Raw genomic sequence first — 16,969 nt, 5'->3', positions numbered from 1 at the left:
AAGAGTGTGTCTGACAAAGAGTAAAATCAATTGTCAGACACATTTATACTACAAAGTATTAATCACCTCTGTCTTAATCTCTCATTTCAATTCACTTTCCCAATGTACAAATACTTCACTATGTCTACTTTTTAGACACTTATAGACCTCTAACCTTCTAATATTACTCAGTATATTTTGGCCACGATCTTGCTTCTTAAATAGTATTCAAATTTTTAGGGGATATGAAATGAGAGTTATCACACTATTCTCGCTTGTCTTATTAATGACGAGCTGTGGAGTAAAGAAAAATTCTAAGCACGCACAATACCTTGAGGGTACAAAACAGTATGCTGTTAGCGCGAGCGTTTTTGATTCATATATAAAGAAATTTGAAGAAGAAGCAGCAAAGAACTTAGGTGAAGAGAATTTTAAAGTTGGAGATATTCCAATTAATTTTGGAGACACTACGAATGAAGAATATGATGGTGTTTGCAATACTTATAGTGATGGAACAAAAGAAATATTTATTAAAAAGAGTTGGTGGCAATCTACTGATTCAAGACAAAAAGAAATTATGATCTTCCATGAACTAGGACATTGTCGTCTTGGAAGAGATCACGATACTGAAAAAAGAGCAAAAGGAACTCATACTTATAAATTATCAATTATGAATCCTGTTATTCCTAGCTCAGCAGATTATGTTTCACAAAAGAACGCCTATCTAACAGAGCTTTTCCTCTACGATAAATCTCCACTCATAAGTGGATTCGGAATCTAGTCGGGAACCTTATAAAGGTTCTCCCTACATTTCTTGAGTCCTACAACCTTATTAAACTTCTCGCCAGAAGTTTCCCTATCAACAAGGTAACAATTCCCTGCGGCCTCTTCTTTATGCCTATAGAAAATATACTTATACCTCTTAGGTGCACAATGCTTTAGCGAGGTCTCTTTTACAAAACCACTGGGTCCTTGTTTGGAATCGACATCAAAACATCTGCCCTTTAGCTTACTAAAGTTATGCCAGACAGCTTTAGTAGACTTTGGTCGACATAACTCTTTATTAATCAACTTATCTCTTTCAATACTTCCTAAGACTCTTCTCTCAACACACTTACCACTCCACCCTGATTCATCTAAGATCCAGGTTGGCTTCTTCTGAACATCCTCACAGAATTTATTTGCGACTCTACTTACGTACTTATTCCCACCAGTTTGCACATCACTTTCAACACAAATTGGTGATCCGTCTGGGCCTTGCATAAGGGTCGTTTGAAGATCTTTTACTTGCTCTCTACAATTTCTTTTAACCACTCCTACCGAGAACTTCTCACCTTGAGTGAGAGAGTCTACCAATAAGCAAACCCCCTCTACTTTAGAGCTTCTTCTAAAGGAGTATTCCGTTTTAAAATCAATGCAATTCTTAAAATCTACTCGTCTACTTGAAACTCTCGCATTAACAGACTTTCTTACCTCAAGGCACTCTCCACCAACTCCACTCTCATCTCGTTGCCACATATATTCTGGAGATCGATTCGTAAAACATTCTTCTCGGCTCACTCTTCTGGAATAAGCTCTCTCCCCACCATCGAGAGCAACTTCATAGCAATAGCCCTGAGTTCCCTCTTTCTTCATATTTAATTTATAGAAAACTTGCTCAGGTCTACAGTTCTGGGCCTTAACACTTTCTATATATCCAGCGGGACCATTCACACTATCTACAGCGTAACACTTTCCACCCCAACCATTCTCTCTTGCAACCCAGTAATGATCGACTTTATTCTTTGAGCAAAGATTCTTACTCGTTTTCTTTTTTAAGTTGCCATCAATTTGATAACACTCACCACTCATCTGTGATGTTTGCTCCCATACGTAGGACACATTCTCAGTAACACAATTACTGGCAGAGCTTATAGAAGCATACTTAGACCCCTTTGTTTCTAAATCAACCTCAAAGCACTTCCCTCCTACACCGCGCTCACTAGGAACCCAATGATAAGTCGTTTGCTCCGGCTTGCACTTACTCTTACTCACTACTGCTTGGAACGACTTTCCACCTGTTTCGATATCGTACTCGTAACACTTTCCAGAAAAAGGCTTCTCAGTGTCTGGAACCCAACTAAACTTAGTTACGTTTCTATTTATTAAGTTTGAATGAATATTAAATGAGTAGATAAAAAGAAGCCCAAGTAATGAATACTTGGGCCAATTATTAATTTTTAAAAATTGATTAAGCAGCTTCTTGCTCTTCAGATTCAACTTCTGCCACAACTTCTTCTGTAACATCTGTTGTTTCCTCTGCAACAACTTCAACTTTAGGTGGATGACATGAAACAACGTTTGCTTCTACATCATGTGCCCACTCTAATCCTTTTGGACATGGAATATCTTTTAGTGAAAAGTGTCCATGCATTCCAAGAGCAGTAATATCTACAGAAATAAATTCAGGGATATCTCCTGGTAGTCCTGTAACTTCAACTTCGTGAAGTACGTGGTGAACAACTCCACCTTCTTTCTTACCAGCAGCTTCACCTTCAAAGTGAATTGGAAGTGTAACTGTAGTTTTCTCATTTGCAGAAATCTTATGGAATGATACGTGAAGCATTCTATCTCCCATATGATCCCACTGAACATTATCAAGAGAAACAAGGTGCTTCCCTCTTCCTGCTACTTCTACTTCAAAAACTTTTCCTGAATGATGTAGAAACTTTCTAATAGCAATTGATGGAACTTTAAAGTTCACTGACTCAATCCCTTTTCCGTATACTACACCTGGAACGTAACCTTCTTTTCTAATTGCTTTTACAGGTTCTTCTCTCCATTCAGTTTTTAGTAATTCGTACACTCTAGTACCTCCATGATTGTATTGATCCTATTTAAACGGACACGTAGTAATTATAACTAAATTTCATTTTTAACGCCACGAGGCAACACTGTCCCCCCGTGACTTGTATCTCTTCGCCTAAATTGGTAAAAATCTAAATATGATTTCATCTAAAATTTTTGAAAGTACATTTTTGCCTGCTAAATTTAATGGACCAAAGTCCTCAAGCAAGATCATGATTGTTATGCATGGACTTGGAGACCATAAGGCTTCCTATAAAGACTTTGCTCTAGAAGTAAATCTCACAGGACTAGACTATCTCCTGATCAATGCCCCTACTCCTTACTACTTTGGATTTTCTTGGTACGACTTACCACCAGCTGAGCCAAGAGATGGAATTCTAAACTCTATTGAGATGCTTGAGCGACTAATTGATGAACTTCAAGCAAAGGGATATCAAGATGAAGATATTTTCATTTGTGGTTTCTCACAAGGCGGGTGTATTGCACTCCATACCTTCCTATCAATGGAGAGAAAGTTCGCAGGCGTCATAGGCCTAAGCCCTAGAATCTATCTCGATAAGATGGGTGTCCAAGAAAAAGAAATCCACCGTGAAACACCAATTTTCATAGCTCATGGGATTCATGACCAGGCCATTGATTTTAATGAAGTTCAGGATCAGGTAACGAGGCTTAAATCCCACTCTTTAAATATTGAATTTAATGAGTATGACATGGGACATGAAATAGATATCTCAGAAATTAGAGACCTCGCAAAATGGCTCAATGAAAGACTTTAAAGTTGGCACTTTTAGGTATTATCTGGGTTAATTTCCTCTAATTTTACACTCTCAAATTTGTTTTTTATTAGCAGCTAAGTATCTGTATTTAAAGAATATTTAATGACATAAGTTTTAATTAAGTATTCTTTAATCTGGTTATCACCGATCATTTATATTAAGGGCTTACTCAACTGAGTGGCCAAAGGTTTTAATATGAATACAAAGAAAAAAGACTCTCTACAAATACTTCTAGTTGATGATGATAGAGGAATAAGATCATCAATGGCCGAGCTATTGAGTTCAGACGGCTATAGTGTTGTAGAGGCCGCCGATGGCCTTGAAGCAAGTCTAAAGATGAAGAATCAAAATTTCAGTCTCGTAATTACCGATTTAAATATGCCTAAGAAAGATGGGATAAAACTTGCGAATGAAATTATTAGTGCAGGAGGTCCTCCTGTGCTCTTAATGACTGGAGAGCTTGAAAATTACGATATAAAGCTCAAGTCCCTCAAGAATATTATGCTTTTACCTAAGCCATTTAATCCAAAAATACTTCCGGCCCTGGTTGCTAAAATATTGAATTCAGCAAAATAAAAAGCCCACTAGTAAAGTGGGCCAATAAAATTAAATTTATGTATGAGTCTTAGTGAGCGTCGTCGTGATCGTGGTGTCCACCACCAATGATATCATCGTCAAAAGTCTTAGAAGCTATAATTAGTGAAATTGGAAACATTGCCCAACAACCTACTAGACATATCGCAACAAATACTTCAAAGCTCATTTTTTTCTCCAAATTTTATAGAATTGCGATCAGTATAGCCTAAAATTTATGGCCAGACTAGTCCCTGCCTGGCAAAAATTCGTTATTCTCAATATCTACAGTCATAATTTTTTGAAAGCGACCGCTTATCTTCCCAGTTGTAATATGGATATCCTCTACATCCTTATTCACTGTTCCAAGATGTTTTGCGAGCTTATTCCATCTCTGCTCATAGCGCCCAAACTCTTCTCCTAACTTATTAATCTCTTCATGCATGACCGACATATACTTATTTCTCTCAAGGTTTAATAAGACACTTTGAACTGTAGTAAGAGTCGCTAAGAAAGTTGTCGGAGACGAGAGCCAGATTTTCTTTTGATTTGCATATTCTACAATATCGCTGTGATAGGCGTGAATCTCTGCGAAGATGGCCTCTGCAGGAAGAAAGAGAATAGCCTGATCTGCTGTTTCATTTGTAATAATATATTTATTCGCAATATCATCGATATGCTTTTTAACATTCTTTGAAAACTCTTTAGCATAGAGAGCTTTAGAAGCTTCATCGTTCGTAGCATCTACAAGTCTCTTATAATTTTCTAGAGGAAACTTAGAATCTACACAAATTAAACCAATTGGCTCGGGAAGAAATAGAGCAGCATCAACAATCTTTCCATTACTAAGAGAGTACTGAGTCTTATAAACTTTTTCATTTCTCTCACCAAAGACTGAACTCAAAAGATTCCCTAGTTGAACTTCACCAAAAATCCCACGACTCTTCTTATCCGTCAGTACATCTTGTAGAGAAACAACATTCGTTGATAGTGACTCTATTTTCTTTTGGGCTTCATCTATTTTAGCAAGTCTTTCAATTACGCCTTGAAAAGTTTCATTTGATTTCTTAAAGCCTTTTTCTAAATTCTCTTGAACCTTTGACGAAATTGCATCTAACCTCGACTCAATAACCTTACTCAACTCCAGCATACTCTTTTGCTGTTTTTCTAATAAGTCATCTTTAAATCTATCGAGACCAGCTTGTCTCTCTAAAGTATCGTTACTGAATTTTTCAATTAACTGCTCTTTAAATTGATAGAGGCTCTCTCTGACATCAAACGAGTCATGTTTAAAGTAAAGCTTATGAATAATAATTCCTAGTGCAATAATTATTAGTGAGAGTAGAATTAGATTAATAGACATTTAAACTCCGGAAAATTATAACTATATTTTCTCATAACTTTTACTAGAAGCAAGAAGTATTGTATCTCTAGCTTCCAAACTCAAAAAGAATCAATAAAAAAGGATAACAAATGTATAAAGTATATTTTTCAATTCTTGGTATCTGTGCAGGACTCTTAGTTCCCTTTCAGGCCATCATTAACTCTAAGCTTTCATCAGAAATTGGTCACCCACTTATTGCGGCCTTCATTTCTTTTACTGGTGGTTTTTTAGTCTTTCTATTATTTATGCTCTTTGGCCCAGTGAAGTTTCCATCTATTGCAAACCTAGCGTCTGTAAACCCCTTTCTACTTACAGGGGGGCTACTTGGAAGTTGCTTTGTCTTTGCCGCGATTATCGCAGTTCCAAAGATTGGATCAACAGCTTGGATTTCACTTATTATTGCTGGTCAATTATTAATGAGTTTAATTCTAGATCATTATGGAGTTCTAGGACTGCCAATTAAGCCAATAAATCTATACCGACTTGGTGGAGCAGTCCTTTTATTTGCAGGAACATTTCTAGTTGTAAAATACTAAATTCCCTCATTGAGTAGAGTGAATCCATTAACCCAATGGCCATTCACTCTCACTCCCCAATGTAGATGAGGACCGCTTGAGCGCCCTGTATTTCCAGACAGGGCAATGATTCCACCCTTTGGTATAATATCTCCCTCAACCACTTTAAACTTACTTAAATGACAGTACATAGTGAGAATTCCCATACCGTGATCGATAATCACTGTTTTACCTGTAAAGAAATGATCTCTGGCCAATATTACTTTACCTCTATTTGCTGATGGAATCTTAGTTCCAATACGGGCCCTAAAATCAATTCCAGAGTGCCAAGAGTGCTTCATATCATTGAAAAGTCTTTTGGAGCCATACTTAGCCGTGATCTTAGAGTTTAGAGGCTTCTTAAAGGGAGAATCAAAGAGAGCGTGGTCAGTTATAACTTCTGCATACACCTTCTCCATATGCGCACTTTCTCTCTTCCATCTCTCAATAGCTTCATCGCTAAGCTTGGCGTACTTTTTAGGTACCGTTAACTTTCTTAAAGGGTAATTCGCATTTACAATTGAATACTTGGCAACAGGGATTTTCTTTTCAACTTTCCCTAAGTTAAAGCGGTACTCACACCAAATATTTCCCTCTGTCTTATGTCTTGATGAAGAGATATAGACTGTTGCTAGTCCATCCTTAGGTGTCCCCAGTGCAATCTCATGTCCACCACAAAAGAGAGAAGCCTTAATTCTTTGAAACGGATAAATAAACTGCGCTTTTTTTACAGCACCGTTTTCAATAGTTGTATGTAAAGGCTTTGGAAATTTAATCGACTCTAGCTCTTTTTCCTGCTCACTCAATTGAGTGACTTTTTGGGAAGTAGAACATGATGTGATGATGAATACTAATATATAAATTAACTTTTTCAATGTGAGCTCCTAATTATAAATATTATAGGAACTCACAAAACACTCGTCAATGAAACTTCGAAAGAAGCGAATGAACAAGAATCTCTATGAAACCATATCGAATTCACTCGGAGGTTTCGACTCTCCTGAGTTCATCTGATCACTACTTTCAATTTGTTTCTTGTTACCATTAACAACACTCATCAACTTAACAACTTCTTCAAAGAGAATTCTTGATTGCCCTTCTAGAGCATCTGCTTGTGTATTAGCTTCATTTGAGATTTGATTATTCAAATGAGTCACTTCATCAAGTTGCTTCATGGCAACATTAATTTCTTGAACACCTTGAGATTGCTCTACTGAAGCGTTTGCTATTTCCGTTACCTGAGCGTTAACTCGAGAAACATTATCAACAATTCTATCTAGGGCATCACCACACTTATTAGCGAGACTTGCTCCTCTTTCAACAGTCGTTCTTCCCTTAGTAATAAGTCCATCAACTTTTTGAGAAGTCGAGCTGATAATCTCCTCAACAGTCTTTACACTTCCCTCTAACATCTCAGAGATCTCTTCAGCTGCCTTCCCCGACATATTAGCAAGGTTTCCAACTTCTTCGGCCACAACAGCAAAACCTTTTCCATGCTCTCCTGCTCTTGCCGCTTCAACTGAAGCATTGAAGGAGAGAAGCTTCGTTTGAAAAACAATATCATTAATTACATTTGTTTTTTCACCTATCTCTTTTATGAGAACAACAATATCTGAAATTCTCTTATTTGATTCACTCATCTCTCCAGTAATTTGAGAGTTACTTTCGTTAATATCATTAATGGCCTCAATCATTTCTGAAATTGTCTGCTTACCTTCAACTGCAACTTGTCGACTCTCCTCAGAAGCTTTCTTCGACTCATTAGAAGCATCAGTATTTCTATCAATCATTGCACTTATTTCATCTACCGATGAAACGGTTTCCTGTAGACCTGCCGCCTGCTCTGTAGTAGCAGATGAAAGTCTTGAGCTTGAGCTCGCAATTTCCTTTGAAGCATTTGAAACATCTTCTGCATTTCTAAATAACCTATCACTAATGGCCAAAATTGGCTTAGAGATCATATTCCCAATTCCTGCCGCTACAATGAAGATTGCAACACAGAAGACAATCGATAAAACACCTATTAATTTCTTAAACTCAGCTACTGAAGTTAAAGCTTCGTCTTGAGACTGAGTTGAAAACATTGCAAGCTCAGTATTTCTAAATTTAAAAAGAGAAGCATAAGCAATCTCTGTCACTCCTGTTGAACCAACTTTTGTAACATTAAACTCAGTCTTCTCTTTGAAAATTCTTGTTATAGTAGAACCTTTCTTAGAATCTCCAATAGGTCCATTTTTAACAACTCTATTTGAGGCATAAATGGTCTCACCACTCTCTTTCTTAGAGACAAGGTACGTTTCTCCCGTATCTCCCATACCAATTCTATTATTAGCAACTTTATCAATCTGAGAATTTGGAATCATTAAGATCAGTGTTCCAATACTCTCTCCCTTTAGCCACCTTCCTCTATCAGAAGAATTCTTAGCAAACTTCACAACTAAGAATGAATGAAAGGTATTTTCAAAAAGTGGATACTTTTCCAATGAAGCATAACCAACATATTCATTCTCTTCGTGCTGCTTAACTTCATTCCATACTTTAAATAATGGAGTCCCTTCAAATTCATTCATATTCAAATTTCTTAGAGCTTCATTCTTGGCTGCTCCTAAAATTCTTCCTTCATTAGTCACAAGAGCAAAGTCATCAAAGAGAGAATTCTTAGCAACACTCTCAAAGTACTCTTGATACTTAGATACTGACGCCCATGACTCTTCATCCGCTCTTACAAAAATATCTTGTAACTTTCTTGAAGCTGATAACAATTCAGCATTTGAGTACCACCTAGAAAAGAGATTTTCTAATTGTTGCTCTTTTAAGCTCTTTGTTGCTTTAATTTTTTCATGAACTTCACTTACTATAGCTTCAGAACTCTTATCAACCGCGATGTAACTAGAGATTGCAAAAGGAATGATACCTACTGCTAAAAAGCAGAGGATGAGTCGTATCTTTAAATTCATATAGATTCTCCTTATAGGTATACCTTCGGATTTTAACAGATAACATGAATTCAAATATGAAGATTGTGTTAGAAATTGAGATTATATTAAGGAAAGGATATAAAATTTATGGGGAGAAAGACTCCCCATAATGTATTGAAATTACGCTAAGATATCGTAAGGTCTGATTGTCTTTCTACCGTTAGCTGTACACTTCTTTTGAGCTTGCTCAATAAGCCAGTAAACGTAGTTATTCATAGCTTCTAGAGTGTCTGAAGATACATTGTATCCCTTCCCTTTAAGAGCTTCTTTAGTCTTTGATCCAACTAATAGCATTTCTTTTTTCTTAGATGCTTTAGTTGTCTTTGTTGCTTTCTTCTTAGTTGCAGCTTTTTTAGTCGCTTTTTTCTTTGCCATTTTCTTACCTCATGTAAAGTTAATGTTTAAAGATATATTCTATTTTTAGACCCGTGTTTTCGTCAACACTATAGACGCAAATTAATTGAAAATGACTAAACTTTAGACAGCTGTTTATTCATATTAAAACCAACCCGCGTAACTCTCTCAAATCATATTCTAAAACTTGGCCCTAAACTTGCTCTTTTAAGTGCCACTATCAAATAACCAAGCAAAGGAATCGGATATGAAAAAGCTAATGCTATTAGTTGCAACTGTGATGAGTCTTTCTTCAATTCATGGTGCAGAAATTAAGACTGAGAAATCACTTTCGTTCTACCAAGACTTATCTTGCTTTGAAATCACAAATATTCATTCAGAAGATAGTTTCATTAGATTCGCAGCAAGTGAAATCATAACTGATCTAGGAAAAGACGTCTGCTCAAGAGTTCAATCAATTGAGTCCTTAGAGTATGGAGATGAAGCTAGAAGTGGCGAAATATCAGCAGTTCAATTTGGGAAGTTAGTTGAGAGTATTCATACTCTTTACACTTCTGAATTATAATTAATACGGCCACTACTTTATCTCTCCCCCTAAAATTAGGTAGTGGTCGTATTATTTAAATAAATATTTTTTTCAACCGATAAACCCTCTATAAGAAGGAGTTTATCGTGAAGAAAGTCATATTAGTATTTCTACTATTATCCACAAATATTTTTGCAAAGAACCTTGGTCACCGCGCAGGTGGAGGGAAGAAGGAATACTATAGTCACTTGCCCGAGAACTCTCTAATCGCTCTAGAGAATTCACTCCATGAACTTCAATTTGAAGAAGACTTTCTCTACTTAGAATTTGATATTCAAGAGACCAAAGACGGAGAAGTTGTCGTCTTTCATGACAAAACTATTCGTAGAATGATCAATAAAAAACAGAACAAAGAAGCTCTAGATATCATTGCCGAGGAAAATGATATTCCATATCTAAAGAGAAAGTTAAACCTCATTAGGATTCATGACTTAACTTATGAGCAACTTCAAACACTACATCTAACTGATCATCCAGATCAAAAAATACCTACCTTAGAGGAGTTCTTAGAGCTTTCCAAAGACTTAGGATTACAAAAGCCAATGTCTGTCGAAATCAAATATATCTACTCAAAGAATGTGAAAGAGAGAATAATAAGAATGCTCAAAGAGTTTAGAGAAGATTATATGGATCAAGCAGATATAATTTTTGAAAGAAAGTATGATATGCCTTTTAGAGTAGGCTTCCTAGGTTTTCGCTCCAAATTCAAAAAGACATTTAAAGACAAAGATAATTACTGGTGTAATAAAATAAAGAAAGCCGGGCTCTACGGTGTATTTAAGCCTGGCAATCATATTAACCTATGTGACTCTTAGTACGAGTCACATTAATTTCATTTATTTGATCATTAAGAGTCCAAAAATCATAAATAATCCCAATTCCAAATAAGCCACCCGTACATAAATAGAGAATGCCTGTTCCTATTTTTCCCATATAAAGTCTATGAAAGCCTAAATAGCCTACTAGAACTAAAAGCACCCATGCAACGTTATATTGAATATCTCCATCCCAGTAAGCTATATCAGTCTCATCATCCATACTTGGAATCAAAAAGAAATCTACAATCCACCCAATCCCTGCAAGACCTCCAGTAAAGAGCCAAATTGTTCCCGAGATCTGCTTCCCATAATAAAATCTATGAACTCCAAGAAAGCCAAAGAACCATAAGAGGTAGCCAATCAACTTGCTATGGTTATCAATTATTCTTTCATCATTTCTTATTATAGTTTTAGGCATTAGAATCTCTCTTGATCAGATAGATACCATCTCTAATAGGAAGAAGTGTTTTAACAAGATCATCTCTAGAAGAAATATAATTATTGAACTCAACCAGGTACTCTGTACTCTTATCTTGTTCAAGCTCTTTGCCAATCTCTTCTACTACTCTCCCCGACCAAAGAACATTATCTACAACAATGAAACCGCTCTTAGAAAGAAGAGATAAGCACTTATCAAAATAGGCCTTATAATTTCTCTTGTCAGCGTCTATAAAAATGAGATCAAACTCTTCATCTAAAGTTTCTAAAACCTCTAGCCCATCTCCAAAGAGAGCACGGATTTTATCCCCATCCTTAGATTCTTTCCAAAACTTTGAGGCTATTTCATTTATTTTCTTATTCTTATCAATAGTTGTAACTCGTCCATCTATTGGTAGTGCTTCGGCCATGGACAAAGCGGAATAGCCTGTAAATGTCCCTAATTCGAGAACACTTTTGGCCCCTGATAGGTGAATTAAAAACTTCAATAAAGACGCCTCCAACTTCCCACAAAGCATTCGGTGTAGAGGGTGATTTTCCTTAGTAAATAACTCTAGATCATCACAGTGCTTACTAGGACAACTAGACTTATCTATTGAATAATTCAAAATTCTCTCATCTAAAAAGTTCATAGCATCCCTTTGTTAAAATTATCATCAGAATATTATATTCTAAGCACTACTAAGCCACAAGAATACTAGTGAGAATAAAGAGAATTCTGATATAATATATTTATGATAAAAAATGTATTCATTATATTTTTATTCCTTCTCTCATTAGTAGTGCAAGCAAGACAAGTTGTAAAAGTCGGAGGATATGAATTCCCGCCCTTTGTCATTGTCAAAAATAATATTCCAACTGGTATGACACTAGATCTTATTGAGACCATCAATCAATCTCAAAGTAATTACAAATTTGAATTTGTCCTAACAACTGCCAAGAACAGATATAGAGACTTTAATTCTAAAAAGTACGATATGATTTTCTTTGAGAATATTATTTGGGGCTGGCAAGAAGAGCCGATTCAACCATCACAAGTTATTTTAAATGGAGGAGAAGTCTTTATAGCCAGGGTTGAAAAAGGAAGAGATCAAAGCTTCTTCGACTCCTTAAAAGGAAAAACTATCTATGGCATAAATGGTTTTCATTATAAGTTTGCTAATTTCGTATCGAATAAGGGTTACCTAGAAAAGTACTTTGGTATGAAGCTAGGAAACTCTCATGAAGAAAATATCATGTCAGTTCTTAAAAGTGATACTGAATCAATGGCAATTGTAACGGAGTCATTTCTAAATCTCTTTCTTAACAAGAACCCTGAACTAAGAGAGAGAATCCTACAAAGTAAGAAGTTTGATCAAATTTATCGCCACACTATTCTTCTTAGAAAAGATGTATCACCTAGTCTAAACGAGTTGAACTCACTCATTACAAAGATGAAGAGCGAAGGTATATTAAATCAAATCTGGAAAAAATACGGGATAGAAAAATAGCGCCTAAACGGCGCTAGAAAATTACTTTTCGATATTGGCACCAACAACAGCAGCCATTTGCATCATGTTGATTGTCTCGCCTTCTTTCATATTTGTTAAATCAGTTAACTTCCCTGACTTACTTGTAGACTTAGTATTTTTGAAAATTGGTAGAAGAGTTGCATCAGCTACAATGAACTTTCCAGCATTCTCTGGAGCACCATTTTCAGTTTTAGTTTGTAATTTATTAGCTTTAATATAGTCCCATAACTTCTTTGTAATTTCAGTTCTTGGTAACTCTGTAGCATTAAGCATTGCTGCAAGATCAGCTTTTAACTTTACAGGTTTCTTTAATCCTTTTTCTTCTGCCATTGTTAATCCTTTAATCAATTAATATTACTAAAATTCTCCCACAACTTAAGTAATAATGCCAAGGAAGCCACGCTAAAACTTACAGAAAAGCCTAGATTATAGACCAACCTAACGCGTCAAATACGCTTTCAAACCTTATCTTCCTCTCTAGGTACGTACCAACACTTCGGACGCAGTCCTCTCTGATCCCCATTGGCCACTGCACAATTTCCTTTATTATAGAGTTTTAAATAGAAATCGTTCTCCTCTTCCTCTGAAACATTACATAAACTTCCAGCAAAGAGTGTGTCGATACGGCACTGTGGATTTGGGTAGCCATTGAAAATAATAAACATTCTCTCATAAGGATCTGGAGTATTGATACTTGGCACTTCAGATATATTTGAAATGGCCTTTAGCGTTTTTGCCATATCTTTTATTGCAACAGATGATCTTAGACATATTTGATAGTCTTCACTCTTCTTAGAAAAACTTAACTCGCACTCCTTTATAGCAAGAGGTTCTAAACTCTTCCCTCTTAAAGTCTTCTTGTGGTCTTCTCCTCTGACCACTTTTCTAAAGCATTTAGTAATAGAAAAATAATCGGCCTGTCCTTCTGAACTCCCATCATTAAAAGGTTTATACGTAGGGGCTCCTCCAATCAGATGCCCTACTTCATGGCAAGCAACTAAGAGAAAGGCATCATGAGAAATAGTCTCAAACCTAAATAGGCCACCATAGATTTTAAAGTTGTAGGAATCTCCCTTAATCCAAGCAGCAGCATTAACCTTAGGGTCATCCCAATATCTCTCTACATTAAATTCCTTGGAGTAAGATTCTATATAGGGTCTATAGGCCTTCTCTACTTTATCAATTAAAGTATTGAAGATTTTCTCTTCGCTGTTAGATTTTGCACTTACAGGTCTTAAGAGGCCATTCTCAGGAATCGCCGCAGCATTTATTAAAGATGGTATTAATAATAATAGGTATAGAAATTTAGACATTGAACTCTCCTCTAATTAGAGAGTTCATATCATAGAGTTAATAAAGTTTGATACATCAAACTAAAAACGCAAAGCAATATTTTCGACATTTAAAACTGTTAACACACGGTCCTTCTCTTCCCCGGCGTTGTAAGTAATCACTTCTTTAAGGTCTTTTCCAAACTTAGATTCAAGATCCCTAGTTACAATCTTTGGCAAAATAATTTTAGAGTTTATATCTATCGTTACAATACTCTCTAGAGAATCAACAATAAGCCCTACTAATTTCTCGCCGGCCTCAAAAATTAAAATCTTAGATTTTTCGTAGTCAATTTCAACACTATTCATAGAGTATAGCTTTCTAGTATCTACAATAGTAACGGCATCTCCTCGAAGATTTAAAACGCCTTTTATGTAAGAGGATGCCCCAGGGCTTGGAGAAATTTCTTTGGGATAACTAATGATCTCTCTAATATCTCCTATTTCAAATCCATACATATCACCCAGAGTAAATGAAATGAAAGACTGATTGATAACTTGCTTTCTCTGTGAGTTTTCATCTTTATAATCTTTATTATAGATAAGATCATGACCTTTAGAGATTTCTATAATTTCAGGATTATCTAGAATAACTCGATGATCTAATAAGACAATATCCCCTTCGCCTTCTTTGGAAATACATCCAGCAAATAGCTCTTTATATTTCTCTCTAAAAATAGGGATTGGCATAAGATCGTTTTCTGAAAAAGAGAGAATGCTCTCCACAGAGTCTACAAGAAGACCAATGCAAATCTCTTGATTTCTTAAAATAATGATTTTTTGATCTACAACATCTGATAATCTATAACCCGTCCCTTCGAGATAGAAGTTAATATCTATAATAGGTATCACTAGGCCTCTTAACTCAACCACCCCAAGACATAAATCACACTGGACATGGCTCTCTTTTAACTCAGTAACTTTAATGACTTCATTAATTCCAGTTATCTCAAAACTCATTTGCAAGCTTCCAACAGAGAAAGAAATACATTTCTTCATATTTCTCTGGAAATCCTTATGTGTTAGAACTCCTGTGCTTATTTTTTGCTTTGTTAGTAAGTCAGAAATATTTGAAATTTTGACAAGTGAATCTATATTCAGAACATGCAACATTCTCGAGTCTTCATGTAACTTTATACAGCCAGACATAAATGCATCTTGAGCATTCTCTTTTGAGTGAGGAACTATATCTTCTTTTGAAATTCGTAAGATTTCACTTGTAGAATCAAAGACTAGACCTATCTTCGCACCTTGACATTCAACGATGGCAACTTTCTCTGTTCCTGTAATTTCAATTTCCCCAAGACCTAAGAGTTCTCTTAAATTAACGATAGGAATAATCGCCCCTCTTAAATTAAAAATACCTTCTAGATATGGTGTTGGCAGAGGCATCTTAGTCACAGTCTCAGGATAATTAACGACTTCTTGAACTAATTTTACATCTAGAGCAACTTCCATCGAGCCAACTTTAAATGAGCCGTAAATTAATTTTTCAATATAGTTTTCAATTATTTCATTACTACTAAGAGCTTCCATAGCTTAACCCTCGTCAAGTCTCATAACCTGAACTTCACCAGTTGGACTTAATATACTCATCTGTCTTCCACAATGATCTCCACAATCAAGCTCTTTCACTTTAAAATCATAGCTAGACAATATTTCTTTTAATTTCATTAAATTCTTATAACCAATTTCATTATCTCTATTGTGAGCAATTTGGTTCATCATATTGGCACCACCAGCATATGAAACAATAAAGTCACTCTGCTCTCTGCCTCTCACTTTCATTAACGCCACTAATGAATCCATCGCTTGATTTACATACTTTGCACCAATGCCGTAGCCCCCATTTGAAGTTGGAAGTAAACAATGGGCCAATGCACATCTTGAAGTCTTCGTATCGAAGAATGAGATTCCTACGCAAGAACCAAGCGTTGCCTTGAGAAGCTCTTCACCTCTCGCGACTTTAACTTCTCCAATTTTCACGTGTACAATCTTCAGTGCCAAATTAAACTCTCTTCCTATAAATAAGAGGTGAAATGAACTCAAGTTCGGTATTTAAGTTTGATAATGATTCAGACTCTCCAACAACTAGGATCGCACCAGGTGCCATCTTTTTAATCAGATGATGGATAACTTTCTTTTGGTCTTCAGTAGAAAAATAAATTAATACATTTCTTAAAAAGACGATATCAAATAACTCATCACTCTTTAGAGTATTGAATAAATTATGAGTAGCAAAAGAAACCTTAGATCTTAATATCGAAGATACAATGTGTTGATCTCCGACTTTATTAAAAAACCGATTAAAGCGGTCTATAGACTTCTTTTTAATATTATCAATATTTCGACCACTATAGCGACCACTAGTGGCCAAATCAATCACACGACTAGAAATATCAGTTCCAAGAACAGAGTAATCAAATGAAGTTGACTGTCTCCTTTTAAAGTCCTCGCAGCACATACCAATACTATACCCTTCTTCGCCCGTAGAAGCGGCTGCAGACCAAACTTTTAAAGTCTTTCCGGGATTCATTTCAAGAAAGCTAGGAAGAAAGGTACATTCAAAATATTCCCAAACTCTTTCAGTTCTAAAGAAGTTTGTCTCGTTTGTTGTAACCATATTAATAAATTGAACCATTTCTTCAGAATCAGATTTAACAAGCTTTAAGTAATCACTATAACTTGTTAAAGAATGAAACTTTAATCTAGGAGATAATCTTCTTTGTATCATTGTCTTTTTGTGCTCTGGGATAGTAATCCCAGTAGCACTATGAACGAAGGAGATGACACTCTTTAAATTGGAATCAGTGAGGTCTTCTATCGGTAAAGACATCATA

General features: G+C 35.8%; 21 protein-coding genes. 7 read left to right on the top strand and 14 right to left on the bottom strand.

From position 1 onward, the window contains the following. Positions 1 to 229 precede the first annotated feature (229 nt). Positions 230 to 760: a putative metallopeptidase gene (locus BMS_RS05290; RefSeq protein ID WP_014243765.1), complete on the top strand. Its 531-nt coding sequence runs from the start codon at positions 230 to 232 to the stop codon at positions 758 to 760. Here BMS_RS05290 and BMS_RS05285 read toward each other — a convergent pair. Both BMS_RS05285 and BMS_RS05280 read right to left on the bottom strand, forming a co-directional pair. Further along, complete coding sequence (locus tag BMS_RS05285; protein WP_044557319.1) at positions 757 to 2,265, bottom strand: hypothetical protein; 1,509 nt, start codon at positions 2,263 to 2,265, stop codon at positions 757 to 759. The genes BMS_RS05290 and BMS_RS05285 overlap by 4 nt on opposite strands. Then, a complete protein-coding gene (locus BMS_RS05280) occupies positions 2,210 to 2,824 on the bottom strand; it encodes a 50S ribosomal protein L25 (protein ID WP_014243763.1) in 615 nt (204 codons plus the stop codon). Before BMS_RS05280 ends, BMS_RS05285 begins: the two co-directional genes overlap by 56 nt. A 139-nt stretch (positions 2,825 to 2,963) precedes the next feature. On the opposite strand from BMS_RS05280, the gene BMS_RS16755 reads away from it, so the two are divergent. Both BMS_RS16755 and BMS_RS05270 read left to right on the top strand, forming a co-directional pair. Beyond that, the gene (locus BMS_RS16755) at positions 2,964 to 3,602 is read left to right on the top strand and encodes an alpha/beta hydrolase (RefSeq protein ID WP_014243762.1); all 639 of its coding nucleotides are present in this window, start codon (positions 2,964 to 2,966) and stop codon (positions 3,600 to 3,602) included. A gap of 195 nt (positions 3,603 to 3,797) precedes the next feature. After that, complete coding sequence (locus tag BMS_RS05270; RefSeq protein WP_044557318.1) at positions 3,798 to 4,178, top strand: response regulator; 381 nt, start codon at positions 3,798 to 3,800, stop codon at positions 4,176 to 4,178. A 49-nt stretch (positions 4,179 to 4,227) separates the two neighbouring features. On the opposite strand, the gene BMS_RS17580 is transcribed toward BMS_RS05270, so the two are convergent. Beyond that, a complete protein-coding gene (locus tag BMS_RS17580) occupies positions 4,228 to 4,365 on the bottom strand; it encodes a hypothetical protein (RefSeq protein WP_157765673.1) in 138 nt (45 codons plus the stop codon). A gap of 57 nt (positions 4,366 to 4,422) precedes the next feature. Continuing rightward, a complete protein-coding gene (locus BMS_RS05265; protein WP_014243759.1) occupies positions 4,423 to 5,538 on the bottom strand; it encodes a DNA recombination protein RmuC in 1,116 nt (371 codons plus the stop codon). Between the two features lie 110 nt (positions 5,539 to 5,648). Here BMS_RS05265 and BMS_RS05260 point away from each other — a divergent pair, with 110 nt between their 5' ends. Beyond that, a complete protein-coding gene (locus tag BMS_RS05260) occupies positions 5,649 to 6,095 on the top strand; it encodes a DMT family transporter (RefSeq protein ID WP_014243758.1) in 447 nt (148 codons plus the stop codon). Here the strand turns inward: BMS_RS05260 and BMS_RS16750 are convergent. The 3 genes from BMS_RS16750 to BMS_RS05245 all read right to left on the bottom strand — a co-directional run bounded on the left by BMS_RS16750 (position 6,092) and on the right by BMS_RS05245 (position 9,466). Further along, the gene (locus BMS_RS16750; RefSeq protein ID WP_014243757.1) at positions 6,092 to 6,988 is read right to left on the bottom strand and encodes a M23 family metallopeptidase; all 897 of its coding nucleotides are present in this window, start codon (positions 6,986 to 6,988) and stop codon (positions 6,092 to 6,094) included. The genes BMS_RS05260 and BMS_RS16750 overlap by 4 nt on opposite strands. 84 nt (positions 6,989 to 7,072) lie before the next feature. Continuing rightward, a complete protein-coding gene (locus BMS_RS05250) occupies positions 7,073 to 9,070 on the bottom strand; it encodes a methyl-accepting chemotaxis protein (protein ID WP_044557317.1) in 1,998 nt (665 codons plus the stop codon). 141 nt (positions 9,071 to 9,211) lie between these two features. Beyond that, a complete protein-coding gene (locus BMS_RS05245) occupies positions 9,212 to 9,466 on the bottom strand; it encodes a hypothetical protein (RefSeq protein WP_014243755.1) in 255 nt (84 codons plus the stop codon). 226 nt (positions 9,467 to 9,692) lie between these two features. On the opposite strand from BMS_RS05245, the gene BMS_RS05240 reads away from it, so the two are divergent. Then, the gene (locus BMS_RS05240; RefSeq protein WP_044557316.1) at positions 9,693 to 10,010 is read left to right on the top strand and encodes a hypothetical protein; all 318 of its coding nucleotides are present in this window, start codon (positions 9,693 to 9,695) and stop codon (positions 10,008 to 10,010) included. 107 nt (positions 10,011 to 10,117) lie between these two features. Further along, on the top strand, positions 10,118 to 10,846 hold the full coding sequence (locus BMS_RS05235; protein ID WP_014243753.1) for a glycerophosphodiester phosphodiesterase: 729 nt from the start codon (positions 10,118 to 10,120) through the stop codon (positions 10,844 to 10,846). On the opposite strand, the gene BMS_RS05230 is transcribed toward BMS_RS05235, so the two are convergent. Continuing rightward, positions 10,827 to 11,267: an NINE protein gene (locus BMS_RS05230; protein WP_014243752.1), complete on the bottom strand. Its 441-nt coding sequence runs from the start codon at positions 11,265 to 11,267 to the stop codon at positions 10,827 to 10,829. The two genes, BMS_RS05235 and BMS_RS05230, sit on opposite strands and share 20 nt — an antisense overlap. Continuing rightward, positions 11,260 to 11,919 (bottom strand): O-methyltransferase, encoded by a 660-nt coding sequence (locus BMS_RS05225; protein ID WP_014243751.1) that lies wholly within the window; start codon positions 11,917 to 11,919, stop codon positions 11,260 to 11,262. Before BMS_RS05225 ends, BMS_RS05230 begins: the two co-directional genes overlap by 8 nt. Before the next feature lie 102 nt (positions 11,920 to 12,021). On the opposite strand from BMS_RS05225, the gene BMS_RS05220 reads away from it, so the two are divergent. Beyond that, positions 12,022 to 12,777 (top strand): substrate-binding periplasmic protein, encoded by a 756-nt coding sequence (locus tag BMS_RS05220; protein WP_014243750.1) that lies wholly within the window; start codon positions 12,022 to 12,024, stop codon positions 12,775 to 12,777. Positions 12,778 to 12,798: 21 nt separating this feature from the next. Here BMS_RS05220 and BMS_RS16745 read toward each other — a convergent pair whose 3' ends face one another. The 5 genes from BMS_RS16745 to BMS_RS05195 form a co-directional block, all read right to left on the bottom strand. Then, positions 12,799 to 13,128, bottom strand: coding sequence for an SWIB/MDM2 domain-containing protein (locus BMS_RS16745; protein ID WP_052590579.1), 330 nt, complete (start codon positions 13,126 to 13,128; stop codon positions 12,799 to 12,801). Positions 13,129 to 13,256: 128 nt separating this feature from the next. Continuing rightward, positions 13,257 to 14,111: a hypothetical protein gene (locus tag BMS_RS05210; RefSeq protein WP_014243748.1), complete on the bottom strand. Its 855-nt coding sequence runs from the start codon at positions 14,109 to 14,111 to the stop codon at positions 13,257 to 13,259. A gap of 60 nt (positions 14,112 to 14,171) precedes the next feature. Continuing rightward, a complete protein-coding gene (locus BMS_RS05205; RefSeq protein WP_014243747.1) occupies positions 14,172 to 15,665 on the bottom strand; it encodes a chemotaxis protein CheW in 1,494 nt (497 codons plus the stop codon). Positions 15,666 to 15,668: 3 nt separating this feature from the next. Continuing rightward, on the bottom strand, positions 15,669 to 16,136 hold the full coding sequence (locus BMS_RS05200) for a chemotaxis protein CheD (RefSeq protein ID WP_014243746.1): 468 nt from the start codon (positions 16,134 to 16,136) through the stop codon (positions 15,669 to 15,671). Position 16,137: 1 nt separating this feature from the next. Beyond that, the gene (locus BMS_RS05195) at positions 16,138 to 16,968 is read right to left on the bottom strand and encodes a CheR family methyltransferase (protein ID WP_014243745.1); all 831 of its coding nucleotides are present in this window, start codon (positions 16,966 to 16,968) and stop codon (positions 16,138 to 16,140) included. Position 16,969 lies beyond the last annotated feature (1 nt).

The sequence above is a fragment of the Halobacteriovorax marinus SJ genome, assembly GCF_000210915.2.
GTDB classification, from domain to species: Bacteria; Bdellovibrionota; Bacteriovoracia; order Bacteriovoracales; family Bacteriovoracaceae; genus Halobacteriovorax; species Halobacteriovorax marinus.
The sequence above is the reverse complement of the archived record's forward strand: the minus strand, read 5'-3'. Positions and strand labels throughout refer to the sequence as shown.